This window comes from Hymenobacter norwichensis DSM 15439, assembly GCF_000420705.1.
Lineage (GTDB): Bacteria > Bacteroidota > Bacteroidia > Cytophagales > Hymenobacteraceae > Hymenobacter > Hymenobacter norwichensis.
In genome coordinates, this window is record NZ_ATVL01000011.1 from 1 (window position 1) to 13,408 (window position 13,408).

Below are 13,408 nucleotides of genomic sequence, written 5' to 3' on the forward strand. Positions count from 1 at the left end.
TGTGGGGGATCACCCTCTCAGGTCCCCTAAGCATCGTCGCCATGGTGGGCCGTTACCCCGCCATCTAGCTAATGCTACGCAACCCCATCTACAACCAATAAATCTTTCCCAGTTCCCTGATGCCAGGCTGCCGGTATATGCGGTATTAATCCGCCTTTCGGCGGGCTATCCCCCAGTTGTAGGTAGGTTGGTTACGCGTTACGCACCCGTGCGCCACTAATGTATTGCTACACCCGTTCGACTTGCATGTATTAGGCCTGCCGCTAGCGTTCATCCTGAGCCAGGATCAAACTCTCCATTGTATAAATTTTCTAAACCTTGGCGAACCAAGGTCGATGTCGAGTGCTGACCTTGCTCACTATTTGACGTTGCCGTCTTTTAATTCGTGTGCTTGGTTTCTTTGCATTTGCTTGTTGCTCTAGCTAAAGAACACCTCACAAATACTTACCATTTGTTTGTCTCAAACATTCAAAGAACGTATGCCCTTCCCGTTGGAAGAACCGTGTGGCTACTTATTTCAGCGGCCTTTCTTACTGTATTACCGAGCGGCGCTTCGTTCGGGGTTGCAAAGGTAAGAAGCTTTTTTCAGTTTGCAAGAAGCGAGGCAAATATTTTTTTTGATTTCCTACTTCTTGTTTCAATCTCTGTTCCTTTTCTTTTGAAGCGGGGTGCAAAGGTAGCAAACTCTTTTATTGTTTGTCAAGACTTTTTTGAAACTTTTTTTTGAAGACGTTTCTTTCTCGGTTTTGACATCCCCTTCCTTCTGAAGCGGGGTGCAAATATACCTGACGGTTTTCTATCCGCAAGAGTCATTCTTACTTTTTCTGAATATTTTTTAACATAATAAAGCTATTCTACTCTCAGGGAAGAGCTTATCAGCTCATTCTCAGACACTCTTCTAGGATGGACCATATGTAAGGAAGCCTGATACCTTACTTCACTTAGTGAAACGAGCATCAGGCTTCTTATTTGGCTGCTCAGCAGCTACCGGAGGTTACTATACGGACTGTTTATAAGCTGGTACGCTATACTTCAGCGGCTACCAGTTCGGAGCGGCGGACGCTGGGTTGCGTTTTCGCGGCGACTACAGTTACTACTACATACTTGGACGTAGGGGTGTTACTGACTTCTGCTACGCTGGAAATAGGTACCAGCGGGTTGGCTTCAGGGAAATAAGCAGCTACGTTGCCTTTAGGAATGTCGTAGGGAACGGCTATGAACTTCTCGATGGTACGCTGTTCGCCTTCGAAATGGCTGGTTATATCTATGAGGTCTTTGGCCTTGAGACCACGGTCGGCAATATCCTCGGCATTCATGAACAGGACGCGCCGCTCATTATGGATGCCGCGGTACCGGTCGTTGTACTCATAAATAGTGGTATTGAACTGGTCGTGGCTGCGAACGGTCATGAGCACGAGCTGGCCAGGTTCGAGAGTATGCTTGGTTAGGGATGTGGCGGTGAAGTTGGCTTTGCCGGTTTTGGTGGTGAACTTCCGTTCCCGTGGGCCGTTGGGCAAATAGAAGCCCCCAGGACGCCGCAGCTTTTCGTTGAAATGCTCGAAACCGGGGATAACTCGGCTGATATGGTCGCGGATGACGTCGTAATTTTCCGTCATGGCCACCCAATCAGTGGTGGTACGGTCGCCGAGGGTGGTAATGGCAACACCGCTGATGATGGCAACTTCGCTGAGCATCTCGCCGGCCAAAGGAACCAAGGTGCCTTTGTTTTGGCTGACAACCCCCATTGAGTTTTCGCAGGAGGTCATTTGGTGCCCGGCGCGCTGCATATCAATATCCACATGGGTGAAGCACGGGAGCAGCAAGCTGGTTTTGCCGGTGACGAGGTGGCCGCGGTTGAGCTTAGTGCCCACGAATACTGTGAGGTTCTGCTTGCGCATGCCTTCAGCAATCAGTTCGGTGTCGGGGCCGGCGGCCAGTAGGTTGCCGCCAAGGCTGAAGTAGACTTTGGTTTTGCCTTCAACCATAGCCTTGATGCTTTCTACTACATCAAAACCGTCTTCGCGGGGAGCCGAGAACTTAAACTCCTTCTCCAGCGAGTCGAGGAATTCCGCGCTTACTCGCTCCCAGATGCCCATGGTCCGGTCGCCTTGCACGTTGGAGTGGCCACGGACGGGGCAGGTGCCGGCGCCAGGCTTACCGATGGCGCCTTTCATCAATTGCAGATTGACGATTTCCTGAATGGTTTGAACGCCGTTTTTCTGCTGCGTAACGCCCATTGCCCAGCAGGTAACAATTTTCTGCTTGGTGGCTAGCATATTGGCCGCTTCCAGAAGCTGCGCCTGTGAAATGCCGCTTAACTCCTCGATGTCCTCCCAGCTGGTGGCACGGATGTTTTGCTCGAACTCCTCGAAACCAGTGGTGTATTTATCAATAAAGGGCCGGTCTACTACTTGACCGGGGTTGAGATCCTCGGCTTCGAAGAGGTGCTTCATAATGCCACGAAGCAGCGCCATGTCGCCATTCACGCGCACTTGCAGGTACAAATCCGTGATGGGTGTACCGTCGCCCATCAGGGCCCCGAGGGCCCGGAGCGGATTCATGAAGTCTTGGGGGTTCTTGAAGTGGTTGAGGCCGGCTTCAATCAGAGGGTTGATGCTGATGATTTTGGCACCGTTGCGCTTGGCCTTTTGTAGGGCCGTAAGCATGCGCGGATGGTTGGTGCCGGGGTTCTGCCCCATGATGAGGATAACCTCGGCCTCGTGAATATCATTGAGCGTGACGGAGCCTTTACCCAAACCCAAAGTGGGACTGAGCGCGGATCCGCTGCTTTCGTGGCACATATTGGAGCAATCGGGCAGGTTGTTGGTGCCGAACTGCCGGGCGAAAAGCTGGAACAGGAAGGCCGGTTCGTTGGGTACCTTGCCAGAGGTATAGAAAACGGCTTCGTCGGGCGAGGCCAGCGCATTCAGCTCATCGGCCACGATCTGGAAAACCTCGGGCCACTCGATGCGGGTGTAGTAGTCGGAGCCGGGGCGCTTTACCAGGGGGTGCGTGAGGCGGCCGGTGTTGTTTTGGTCCCGGTCGGTGAGGCGGGAAAGCTCGGCCAAGGTGTGCTTGGCAAAGAACTCGGGGCCAGCCGAACGGTCGTCGACATCGGAGGCGGTGGCTTTGGCGCCGTTTTCACAGAACTCGGCTACGGAGCGGTGGTCATCAGGGTCGGGCCAGGCGCAGCTAGAGCAGTCGAAACCATCCTTTTGGTTCATGCCTAGCAACGCCTTAGTGCCCCGGGCCATGCCGCCTTCCGTCCAACTGAACTGCATGGATTTGATAACAGCCGTAACGCCAGCCGCCACTTTGGCTCGGCCTTCCAGCCGCAAACCGGTTAGTTCTTCGGGTGGCTGGGCCAGAATGGGGTGCAGGTATTTGGCGTTGGCCGTATCGGGAGCAGGAATGTGCTGCTTGGGCGCATCGGCGCTGGCTTCGTGCTCGGCCATGGTGGGGTTGTCGGAATTGGTGTGGTAATGGTCGGGAGCAGGCGCCTCGCCTTGGCTGGGCCGCTCACCGCTTTTAGGAGCGTGGCTGGCCTTTTGGGCGTGCTGGTCGTTGGCTTTGCTGGGGTCGGTAACGGGAGAATCTTCCATGGCTTGGTGGGAATAGGGCGGTGGGATTTACAGTACAACAGCAAACCACACAGTTAGTGCTTACAGCCGAGGTCTTTCTCTACTAGGATATGCACAACTTGGTTGTCGGCGACGGGGAATGTGCCGCTCAAACTCACTTCGTTGGAGGTGGTCCAGTCGTCGGCTACTTGGGGCGGGAGGCGCACTACCACTCGGCCAGAGGTATAAGCAACGCTCAACCCGGAATCGGTAGCCGTTTCGTCGCGCTGGAGGGCGTACACCAGCCGGTCGGAGACGGACGGCCCCAGCGGCACTACGGTTTCGAGGCGCCCTTGCTGTTGGAACGCCTCCACTTCTTCGGCGGACAGACGAAGGCGGACGGTGTTGTCTTCGATACGGAGCTTCATAGCACGTATTGGTTTTTATGAACTGACTTTCAGACTACTATTCACTCAGGAAGCCTGGGGTTGAAGGCCTTGCAGGCGCCATTCGTGGCAGTAGACGTTGTAACGATTCTGGCGCACGAAGCCGCAAACCGTCATGCCGAAGCTGCGGGCGGCGGAAACGGCCAGGGAGCTAGGCGCACCAACCGCGGCCAGAATGGGGATGCCCGCCACGGCGGCTTTCTGCACCAGCTCGAAGCTAGCCCGGCCACTGACCAGAATAATGTGCTGGTGCAGCGGCAGCCACTCCTGCAGCAGCGCGGCCCCAATTACTTTGTCTAGCGCGTTGTGCCGGCCTACATCTTCGCGGAGCAGCAGCAGTTCGCCGGTTGGCGAAAACAGGGCCGCTGCGTGCAGGCCGCCGGTTTGCTCGAACAAGGCTTGGGCCGCCCGCTGCTTGGCGGGTAACTGATGAATCAGGTCGGCGGAAACGTAGGGGCCATCGGTAGGCAGCACGGGGCAGGCCGCGGCATTCACGGCCTCGATGCTGGTTTTGCCACACACGCCGCAGCTACTACTAGTATAGAAGTGGCGCTCCAGGCGGGGCAAGTCAGGGGTGGCGGTGGGGGCTAGCTCAGCCCGCACCACGTTTTCGCGCTCCTCTTCTTTCTTCACATCAGGGCAATAAATGACGCCGTGCAGCTCTTGCCGGTTGCGGATGATGCCTTCGGTGAGCAGGAAACCCGCCGCCAGTTCGAAGTCGTGGCCAGGCGTGCGCATGGTGATGGACAATGTGCGGTGCTCACGCTGGCCGCTGGCCCCGTAGCCCACCCTGATTTCCAGGGGTTCTTCTACGGCCAGCACATCCGAGGCGGTGCTGGCCTCGTCGCCCTGCACTTTGTGCACGGTGGTATACTCGTAGCTGGTGGGAGGAAGGAAAACTTTCAAGTCAATTAAATTTTATCAATTGGAAATTGAAAGTGGAGGCCGGTGTTGTTTGTTGAGCGCTTTCGACTTTCATAGGGATGGTTGTTTAACCTTGTGCTATAGATAGAAGTTCTAGCATCAGAATCGGGCGCCTTCTGCTTTCGGGCCCAATTTATTGGTTTTTGCTCCCTCCTTTTCACTTACGCCCGTGCTTACTTCCGAAGAACGCAACCGCTACCGCCGCCATTTGCAGCTCCCCGAAATTGGGGAAGCTGGGCAGCTCCGCCTCAAAAATGCCCGGGTATTGGTGGTAGGCGCCGGCGGGCTGGGGTGCCCGGTGTTGCAATACCTGGCCGCCGCCGGGGTGGGCACGCTGGGCATCGTGGACGCCGACAAGGTGGAAATCAGCAACCTCCAGCGCCAGATTTTGTACGGACCCAGCGACTTAGGCCACTTTAAGGCGGAAGTGGCAGGTCGCGCCGTACGGAAAATCAACCCGCTGGTGCACACCGAAGTACATACCTGCCGCGCCACTCTCGGCAATATCCGGGAGTTGATAACCACTTACGATATAGTGGTGGATGGCTCCGACAATTTCCCGACGCGCTACCTCCTCAACGATGCCTGCGTGAGCTTCAATAAGCCGTTGATATCGGGGGCCATTTACAAGTTTGAGGGGCAGGTTTCGGTGTTCAACTATCAAGGCGGGCCTACGTATCGGTGCTTGTTTCCGCAGCCGCCATCAGCCAAAGAGGCACCCAATTGTGATGCTACCGGCGTGCTGGGCGTATTGCCAGGCCTAGTGGGCACTGCACAGGCGGCCGAAACGCTGAAAGTGGTGCTGGGTATTGGCGAGGTACTCAGTGGCCGGCTTTGGGTGCTTGATGTCTTGTCTTTTCAAACGCGCATTATGAAATTTGCCCGCCGACCCGAGCAAGCTACCATCAATCTATTGAGCGCTGACCCTACCGACTACGCTGACCTGTGCGGAGTGGGCATCAATGCCATTTCAGCGGCTGATTTGTACCAGCAACTCGACTCAGAGCATGCTCCTTTCTTGCTGGACGTGCGCGAACCACACGAGTTTACGGCCGGGCATCTGCCAGGCGCTACGCTGTTGCCGCTGGGTAGCCTGGAGAAAGGAGTAGCCTCTATTCCGCGGCACCATCCGGTGGTGGTGTATTGTCGCTCGGGCCGGCGGAGCGCGCAGGCTATTGAGCGGCTACAAACCGAGTTCGGCTTTGCCAACCTGCTTAACCTGGATGGCGGCATTGAAGCCTGGGACATGCTGAGCGTACGGGAAAACGTAAACTAGCTCCGCCCCTACTTTACTGCCCGCCTGATTTCTTCTTACTATGCCCCTTACTGCCCCGCCCCTACCCCGCCGCCCCCGCCTACGCTTCGACCGGAACGAACTAGCCGGAGCGCTGGGTGACTTAGGCACCGACCTGCCGCTGCTTATTGGGGTGCTGGCCGCGTCGGGCGCTGATAGTGCCGGGGTGCTGGTGATGTTTGGGCTGATGCAGGTGTTTTCGGGAGTGTGGTACGGTATGCCGATGCCGGTGCAACCACTCAAAGCGTTTGCCGCGCTGGTTATTGCCCAGAAAATTCCGGGCCGGGTGATTTATGGTGGCGGTTTGGCTATTGGGGTCAGCATGTTTGTGCTTTCCATCACCGGGCTGATTGATGCGCTGGCCCGGCTGGTGCCCAAGCCCGTAGTGCGCGGCATTCAGTTCGGGCTAGCGTTGCAATTGGCCACGCTGGCGCTCAAAGAGTACGTGCCTTCCGATGGACTACCAGGGTACGTCTTGGCAGTTGTGGGCTTTATTGTAACGGTGGTGCTACTTGGTAACCGCCGGTGGCCGGCCGCGCTGGTAGTTATTGTGCTGGGGGTTAGCTACGGGTTGCTGTTCAAGTTCGATTTCACTACCGCGCAGCAGGCGCTAGGGCTGCACTTTCCTACCTGGCATACGCCTGCCTCAGCCGATATCCTGACGGGCGCCGTACTCTTGGCCCTACCCCAGATTCCGTTGTCGCTCGGCAACTCCATCCTGGCCACCCGCCAAATAGCCCAGGACTATTTCCCAGAGCGCAACCTGACGGTAAAGCAAATCAGCTTCACCTACGCCCTCATGAACTTGGTGAATCCGTTTTTGGGCGGTTTTCCGGTGTGCCACGGTTCGGGCGGCATGGTGGGACACTATGCGTTTGGGGCCCGCACAGGCGGCTCGGTAGTGCTGTATGGACTGCTGTTTCTGGTGCTGGGTCTATTTTTCAGTCAGGGCTTTCAGCAAGTAGTGCAGATATTCCCGCTGCCTATTTTGGGCGTATTACTGCTCTTCGAGTCCCTTACTTTGGCGGCGCTGCTACGCGACATAGCCGCAACTCGTTCCAGCTTGCTACTGGCGCTACTAACGGGCCTACTTTGCGCGGGCTTGCCTTACGGCTACTTAGTAGGTTTGATTACGGGTACGGCGCTGTACTATGCCGTGGAGCGTGGCTGGGTCGGCATTGGCAAATAGTAGCTTACAACGTCGGCAAGCAGCCATTACCCCCCTATCGTGCTCATCGACTCGAAGCTGAGCTGATGCAATGGGCGCTGCTGCTCGGCCTCGAAGCCGTTGGCGGCCCGGTACCGGAAAGCGGAAGTCAAGGCCGCTACGATGTCGGCGTCGGAGGAGCCGCCACGGAGTAGAGCGCGCACGTCAAGCACGCCTTGGTCGTAGAGGCAGGTTTTGAGGCCGCCCTCAGCCGTAAGGCGAATTCGGTTGCAGGTACCGCAGAACGTGCGCGAGTAAGCGGCAATGATGCCAATGTGACCCACGTGCCCGGCTACGGCGTACTCAGAGGCCGTGGCACCGGCCGGCACCGGCAGCGGCATCAGCGCCCCAAAATGCTCTTCCAGGTGCTCCCGAATACGGCGGTGGTTCCAGGGCAGCGTCGCCGGCGTGGCGATGTGGCTGCCGCCGTTGAAGGGCATCTCCTCGATGAAGCGTACTTCCACCGGCAAGTCGCGCGTCAGTTCGGCCAGTGGAATAATGTCCTCGGTGTTCTGGCCGTCCATTACCACCGCATTGATTTTCACTTGTATATCGGCGGCCAGCAGCGCATGAAAAGTGTCCATGACGCGGGGTAGCTCGTCGCGGCGGGTGATACGCGCGAAACGCTCTTGGTCGAGGGTATCGAGGCTGAGGTTGACGGCTTTCACGCCGATGCGGGCCAGTTCCGGCACATAGGGCGCCGTGAGCACACCATTGGTGGTCAGGCTGATATCATCGATACCGGGAATGTCGGCTAAGCGGGCCATGAACGGCACTAGGTCGCGCCGCACGAATGGTTCACCACCGGTAAGGCGCACTTTACGCACGCCTAAGCCAGCCATCAGGGCTACTAGCCGCTCCATTTCCTCGTAGGTTAGGAGCTGCTGCTTGGGCATGTACTTGATGCCTTCTTCGGGCATGCAATAAAAGCAGCGCAGGTTGCAACGGTCCGTCACGGCCAGCCGCACGTACTCTAGCGGACGACCATGGTTATCAAACAAAACAGACGGAGCAGCCATACAAATCAGACAATACGCAAAAGCCAGCGTCAGCGACGCCCGGCTATCCTTAATTTCGTAAAAACAGCCTTTTTTTTGAAGGCTGCGTAATCGAGGCCGAGACCATTCATCTGCTTCGGATCTAAATAACCAGATGCGGACGCCTGCGGTTTCAGAGTTGAACGCTTCAACTCGCAATCCAGCTAAATAGTGGTGATATGAACTTGAAAATAGCTCTTTTTGGCATTGCCAAAGAAATAGTAGGCCAGCCCATGCTGGAAATAACCGCCCCCGCCGACCAGCCCGTGCAGGAATTGCTGGAACAGCTCCGTACGCAGTACCCAGCGCTACGAGGCCTGAGCAGCCTGGCCGTGGCCGTGAACAACGAATATGCCGAGGGCTCTCAGCTGCTCCACGAGCGAGACGAAATTGCCCTCATTCCGCCCGTGGCTGGCGGCTAGGCTATGCCGTAGTTTTTACCGCCGGTTTTGCTTTCTGCTTGTGTACCCCCTGAACTCATTGCTTTGATTACCATCGACCTGACCGACCAGCCCATTGACGTAGCCGCCACCCTAGAACTGGTGCAGTCTGATGGGGCAGGCGCCGTTAACACGTTTATTGGCACGGTGCGCAACAAAAGCACCGGCCGCCCGGTGGTGCGCCTAGAATACGAAGCTTACGACAGCATGGCGCTGCACCAGCTGCGTAAAGTGGCCGACCAAGCCAAAGAACAGTGGCCGATGCTGGAAAAAGTGGCCGTCATTCACCGCAAAGGTACCCTGCAAATCGGCGACGTGGCGGTGGTAGTAGCCGTATCCACGCCGCACCGCGCCGAGAGTTTTGCCGCCTGCCAGTACATTATCGACACGCTGAAGCAAGTGGTAACTATCTGGAAAAAGGAGTTTTATGAGGATGGCGACGTATGGGTAGCCGCCCACCCGTAGGATGTCCGTAGCCCCAAGCCGCAAGTGCTAGGACGACAGTTCTTGCGCCGCGGCGTCGCGCTGCTCGGGAGTATTGATGTTGCGCAGTTCGGCCGGAGAGGGTGCGTGTAGCAACTCGATATCAGAGTTGATGAGCGCCTTACGCGGACATGAGTAGCCATTACCTAAAAAACGCAGCAGTGTACCGTAGCTACTTGGCTCCCAAATGGTAATGAGCGGCTCAGGCCATTCAGTTGAGGGGCTTTGATAGGCGGTTGCCATACGGCCGGCGTGACGGTGCTGCACCAAGTGGGTTAATGTAGTTTCCGACAGAAACGGCAAGTCACAGGCTACTACCAGCCAAGCGGAGTCGGGGTCGAGCTGGAATGCGGAGAGGATGCCGCTCATCGGACCGAGGCCCACAAACACGTCAGGCAAGGGGGCCAGGCCGACGGCTTCCAACTCGAACACCTGCTCGGGCCGACATGATACCAGTACATCTTCGCAAAATGGAGCCAGCAACTCGGCAGCGTAGGCGCGCTGTTCCTGGCCGTGGTAGGCTAGCCGGCCTTTGTCCTGGCCCATACGTTGGCTTTGGCCACCAGCCAGCACCAAGCCCCGGATGGGTGGGCGTTGCTGGCGCCACTCTTGCAGCACCAATGCAGCAATAGCCTCGGTATCAGCTAGTGGCACTATGGGTACATTGGCAGTGGCTAGGTGCTCTTGCAGGTAGTCGGGTACTTCAGTTACGCCGTCGGGCAGCAGCAGCAGGCGGACATCAGTGAGCCGGTCCAGCTTTTTTTGCAGAGGCTTGGCCGGATCAAGGATGGCAATTTGCTGGCGGGCCCGGAAGTGGTTGCCATTTACCAGCACCAAGCTTTGGTGGTGCAGCCACTCCTGCTGCGCAAACTTGTCGAAGCCGCGTTTCAAATCCAGCCGGGTGAACGTGATTTTGTCGGTTAGCTCGGCGCTGGCTCCGGCTTGTAGAATGGCATCTTGGCCACCAGCGCCCCCCTGGGCCGCATCGTCACCGGCAGCGTGGTCGGCATCTACGTAGGCCACGCGCAATACGGGCTCCAGGTGGGGCAACAGGCGCGCTACCAGTTCCTTGATTTTGCCGCAGGGCGCCCCCAAAATAGCCAGCTCGTGGCGGTGAAACTCACCTACGGCGGGGCGGGCCAGTTGAGCGTGCTTGCGGTGCGGGGTGGCGGGAATATTAGTCGGCATGGTGGAAGTCTTGTTTGCCACCCGTTTTGCTGAGCAGCCGGGTTTCCTGAATAACAATGTTGTGCGAGAGGGCCTTACACATGTCATAGATGGTGAGGGCCGCTACCGAAGCGCCAGTCAGGGCCTCCATTTCCACGCCGGTTTTGCCGGTTACGCTGGCGGTGCACTCAATCAACACAGCGTCGGGGGCCTGCACGTCAATGCGTACCTGGCAGTCGTCGAGGCCGAGTGGGTGGCACAAGGGTATCAGTTCAGAAGTACGCTTGGCTCCCATAATGCCCGCCAGAATAGCCGTCTGGAACACGGGACCTTTGCGAGTTGGCAGGTCGCCGTCCTGCACCAAGGCCAGAATTTCGGCCCCGAGTACCACGCGGCTGCGCGCCCGGGCCACGCGGCGGGTGGAGGTTTTGGCACCCACATCCACCATGGCGGGTTGGCCCGCAGCGTTGAGGTGGGTAAGTTTAGAAGAATCAGACATGAGAAGAGAAGATTGCAAGGCTGTAGAGACGCATATTTGCGCCGGGTTGTTGCCGCTCCCCAACAAACCAATAGGTTGCAACTTTGCTTTCTTGGTGGCGGCTTTGCTTGTTGCGTGTGCCACTGAACACCTACCCCGCGCCGCAAGATAGGCGTTGCTTTCCCTGACTTTTCCGCTCTATGCTTTCCGTTGAAGAAGCCACCCGCCGCGTAGCGGCCACTGTCCGCCCGTTGCCCCCCGAGTTTCTGGCGCTGCCGCTGGCAGCAGGCCGTATTCTGCGCGAAAACCTACACGCCGACCGGGATTTTCCGCCTTTCAATAGGGTAGCTATGGATGGTATGGCGGTGTGCTTTGGCGCGCTAGAAGCTGGCCAACGAGAGTTTGCCATTGCCCACACCCAATTTGCCGGCCAGGCCCCTATAGAACTTACCAACCCGCAGGCCGCCGTGGAAATCATGACCGGGGCCATGCTGCCGCCCGGCACCGATACCGTCATCCGCTACGAAGACCTAACCTTCCGCACCGACGACACCACCGGCCAGCGCCTGGCCACGGTGCAGGTAGCGCCGCCGCAAGCCGGTTTCAACGTGCACTCCCGCGCCGCCGACCGGCAACAGGGCGACCTGCTACTCCCGGCCGGCACTCACTTGGGCGCCGCCGAATTGGCCGTAGCAGCCACCGTGGGGGCCAGCACCGTAGCCGTCACGCGCCGCCCGCGGGTGGCCGTAGTTAGCACCGGCGACGAGCTGGTACCCATCAGCCAGCAGCCTCTCCCCCACCAGATTCGGCGCTCCAACGCCTTGATGCTGCAAGCCGCCGCCGATGCCACCGGCGCCACCACCCAGGCGTTTCACTTCAACGACGACGTGGAAGTGCTCCGCCGAGGGCTGCTGCCGCTGCTCACTGACTTCGACGCCGTTATTCTGAGTGGGGGCGTCTCGAAGGGTAAAGCCGACTTTTTGCCGGAGGTGCTGCGCGAATTAGGCGTGGAGCAGGTGTTTCATGAGGTACAGCAGCGGCCGGGCAAGCCGTTTTGGTTTGGGCAGCTGGCGGGCGGCGCGGTGGTGTTTGCGCTGCCCGGCAACCCGGTTTCCACGTTTGTCAACTTCCAGCGCTACGCCCGGCCGTGGCTGCTAGCCGTGCAACACCCTACTGGCACCGCTTTGCTCGAGGCTGGCCCTGTGGCTGCGGCGCTTGCCACTGAAGTCAATTTTCGGCCCAAGCTCACGCATTTCTTGTTGGTGCGCCTGGAGCATTCCGCTGACGGGCAATTGCTGGCGCATCCCGAGCGGGCCGGTGGCTCCGGCGACCTAGCCAGCCTACTGACCAGCAATGCCTTTCTGGAGCTTCCCGCCGAAACCGAGGTTTTCCCGGCTGGGTCGGTGCTGCCCGCTTGGCGGTTTCGGTAGCATTTACACTTATACATACCATAGCCCGGAAGTCGCAGGAAATTCTTGCCGCAATTTGCTCCGCAAGTATCTACTCCAAGTTGCAGATTGCTTGGCAGAGGTCCGCCCGTCAGCCCGTTTTTTCGCGGGCTGACGGGTTGCTGTGTGTTGCCGTTGTTACCCGCTGCTGTTTAGCCATGCAGTGCTGGCAACGACCGATCAACTGGCAAAAAAGTCAGCAGACCGGCAAGAGTTCCGCAAATCGGTATATCTGGTATTGCGCCAACGCGCAGGAACTCGCTTTGCTTGTCTCTTTAGCTCTACCGGGAACGATAGCAGCTAATAGCTCGAAGCGTAGAAAGCAGGCGTGGCCTCGTGCCGATTCGCCCATTCCTTTTCCAAAACCGGCAGCCGTTCTGATCCGTCGGTGAGCCAGTCCATTGCCGAGACTGAGTCGGAGAAGTACTGCGAATCGAATTGGATAGCGGGCTGCACTAAGTCGTGGAGGGCATCGATGGCTAGTTGGTTGTGCACTTGGCTACTAGCAATAACCAGCACCAACCGCTCCAGTGGCAACGCCACTAGCTGAGGCATCCAGTACTCGCCCAGCCACCATTGGTCGGCTACTACCAGCTCGGGTACACTGTTCATATCAATGAGCAGATGACGGACGCGCAGCTCTTTGATGAGCGCCATGAGTTGGGCGGCACTGATACGGAGCCGGTGCATGTCGGTAGCAGCCACCCACTCCACGCGGAGTACGGCCAACGGTTCGTCATACTGCAAGCAGAAATCGGGAATGGTGCGAAAAATCACGGCTGAAAAAGCCAAGGTGTGGTTGGCCAGCAAACCTGAAAAGACAGCTTGTTGGCTGAGGTAGGATAGAACGGTACAGCGTGCTTACATACGACAATAGCGGAGCTTCTGATTTAAGGTATTGCGCTATTCTGCCAGCAGCCAAAG

The 13,408-nt window shown here is 57.7% G+C and carries 13 protein-coding genes and 1 rRNA gene; 6 read left to right on the forward strand and 8 right to left on the reverse strand.

Going from position 1 to position 13,408, the window contains the following annotated elements:
• Window positions 1-302 (reverse strand): 16S ribosomal RNA (locus G536_RS0120665); the annotation flags it as partial.
• A 104-nt stretch (window positions 303-406) separates the two neighbouring features.
• Between G536_RS0120665 and G536_RS32520 the strand changes: the two genes are divergently transcribed.
• Entirely contained in the window at window positions 407-727 is a 321-nt protein-coding gene (locus tag G536_RS32520; RefSeq protein ID WP_169515136.1) for a hypothetical protein, read from the forward strand.
• Between the two features lie 298 nt (window positions 728-1,025).
• Here the strand turns inward: G536_RS32520 and G536_RS0120670 are convergent, their stop codons facing one another.
• Genes G536_RS0120670 through fdhD form a run of 3 tightly spaced genes read right to left on the reverse strand, consistent with a single transcriptional unit; the run spans window position 1,026 to window position 4,912 of the window.
• A complete protein-coding gene (locus tag G536_RS0120670) occupies window positions 1,026-3,602 on the reverse strand; it encodes an FdhF/YdeP family oxidoreductase (protein ID WP_022825510.1) in 2,577 nt (858 codons plus the stop codon).
• A gap of 53 nt (window positions 3,603-3,655) precedes the next feature.
• Window positions 3,656-3,988, reverse strand: a complete 333-nt coding sequence (locus tag G536_RS0120675; protein ID WP_022825511.1) for a DUF7009 family protein — start codon at window positions 3,986-3,988, stop codon at window positions 3,656-3,658.
• 45 nt (window positions 3,989-4,033) lie between these two features.
• Complete coding sequence (gene fdhD / locus G536_RS29160; RefSeq protein WP_022825512.1) at window positions 4,034-4,912, reverse strand: formate dehydrogenase accessory sulfurtransferase FdhD; 879 nt, start codon at window positions 4,910-4,912, stop codon at window positions 4,034-4,036.
• A gap of 187 nt (window positions 4,913-5,099) precedes the next feature.
• On the opposite strand from fdhD, the gene moeB reads away from it, so the two are divergent.
• Both moeB and G536_RS0120690 read left to right on the forward strand, forming a co-directional pair.
• Window positions 5,100-6,206 (forward strand): molybdopterin-synthase adenylyltransferase MoeB, encoded by a 1,107-nt coding sequence (moeB, locus tag G536_RS29165; RefSeq protein WP_033370665.1) that lies wholly within the window; start codon window positions 5,100-5,102, stop codon window positions 6,204-6,206.
• 40 nt (window positions 6,207-6,246) lie between these two features.
• Complete coding sequence (locus tag G536_RS0120690) at window positions 6,247-7,413, forward strand: putative sulfate/molybdate transporter (RefSeq protein WP_022825514.1); 1,167 nt, start codon at window positions 6,247-6,249, stop codon at window positions 7,411-7,413.
• Between the two features lie 26 nt (window positions 7,414-7,439).
• Here the strand turns inward: G536_RS0120690 and moaA are convergent, their stop codons facing one another.
• On the reverse strand, window positions 7,440-8,450 hold the full coding sequence (moaA, locus tag G536_RS0120695; protein WP_022825515.1) for a GTP 3',8-cyclase MoaA: 1,011 nt from the start codon (window positions 8,448-8,450) through the stop codon (window positions 7,440-7,442).
• Between the two features lie 197 nt (window positions 8,451-8,647).
• On the opposite strand from moaA, the gene G536_RS0120700 reads away from it, so the two are divergent.
• Both G536_RS0120700 and G536_RS0120705 read left to right on the forward strand, forming a co-directional pair.
• Complete coding sequence (locus G536_RS0120700; RefSeq protein WP_022825516.1) at window positions 8,648-8,890, forward strand: MoaD/ThiS family protein; 243 nt, start codon at window positions 8,648-8,650, stop codon at window positions 8,888-8,890.
• Between the two features lie 27 nt (window positions 8,891-8,917).
• On the forward strand, window positions 8,918-9,373 hold the full coding sequence (locus G536_RS0120705; protein ID WP_245575871.1) for a molybdenum cofactor biosynthesis protein MoaE: 456 nt from the start codon (window positions 8,918-8,920) through the stop codon (window positions 9,371-9,373).
• A 27-nt stretch (window positions 9,374-9,400) separates the two neighbouring features.
• Here G536_RS0120705 and G536_RS32620 read toward each other — a convergent pair whose 3' ends face one another.
• Together G536_RS32620 and moaC are read right to left on the reverse strand one after the other, a co-directional pair.
• Complete coding sequence (locus G536_RS32620) at window positions 9,401-10,579, reverse strand: NTP transferase domain-containing protein (protein WP_022825518.1); 1,179 nt, start codon at window positions 10,577-10,579, stop codon at window positions 9,401-9,403.
• Complete coding sequence (gene moaC / locus G536_RS0120715) at window positions 10,569-11,057, reverse strand: cyclic pyranopterin monophosphate synthase MoaC (protein ID WP_022825519.1); 489 nt, start codon at window positions 11,055-11,057, stop codon at window positions 10,569-10,571. Before moaC ends, G536_RS32620 begins: the two co-directional genes overlap by 11 nt.
• Window positions 11,058-11,236: 179 nt before the next feature.
• Here moaC and G536_RS0120720 point away from each other — a divergent pair, with 179 nt between their 5' ends.
• Window positions 11,237-12,466 carry a molybdopterin molybdotransferase MoeA gene (locus G536_RS0120720; protein ID WP_022825520.1) on the forward strand — a complete coding sequence of 410 codons (1,230 nt, stop codon included), beginning with the start codon at window positions 11,237-11,239 and terminating at the stop codon, window positions 12,464-12,466.
• A 318-nt stretch (window positions 12,467-12,784) separates the two neighbouring features.
• On the opposite strand, the gene G536_RS0120725 is transcribed toward G536_RS0120720, so the two are convergent.
• Window positions 12,785-13,261, reverse strand: coding sequence for a hypothetical protein (locus tag G536_RS0120725; RefSeq protein ID WP_157530823.1), 477 nt, complete (start codon window positions 13,259-13,261; stop codon window positions 12,785-12,787).
• Between the last annotated feature and the right edge of the window lie 147 nt (window positions 13,262-13,408).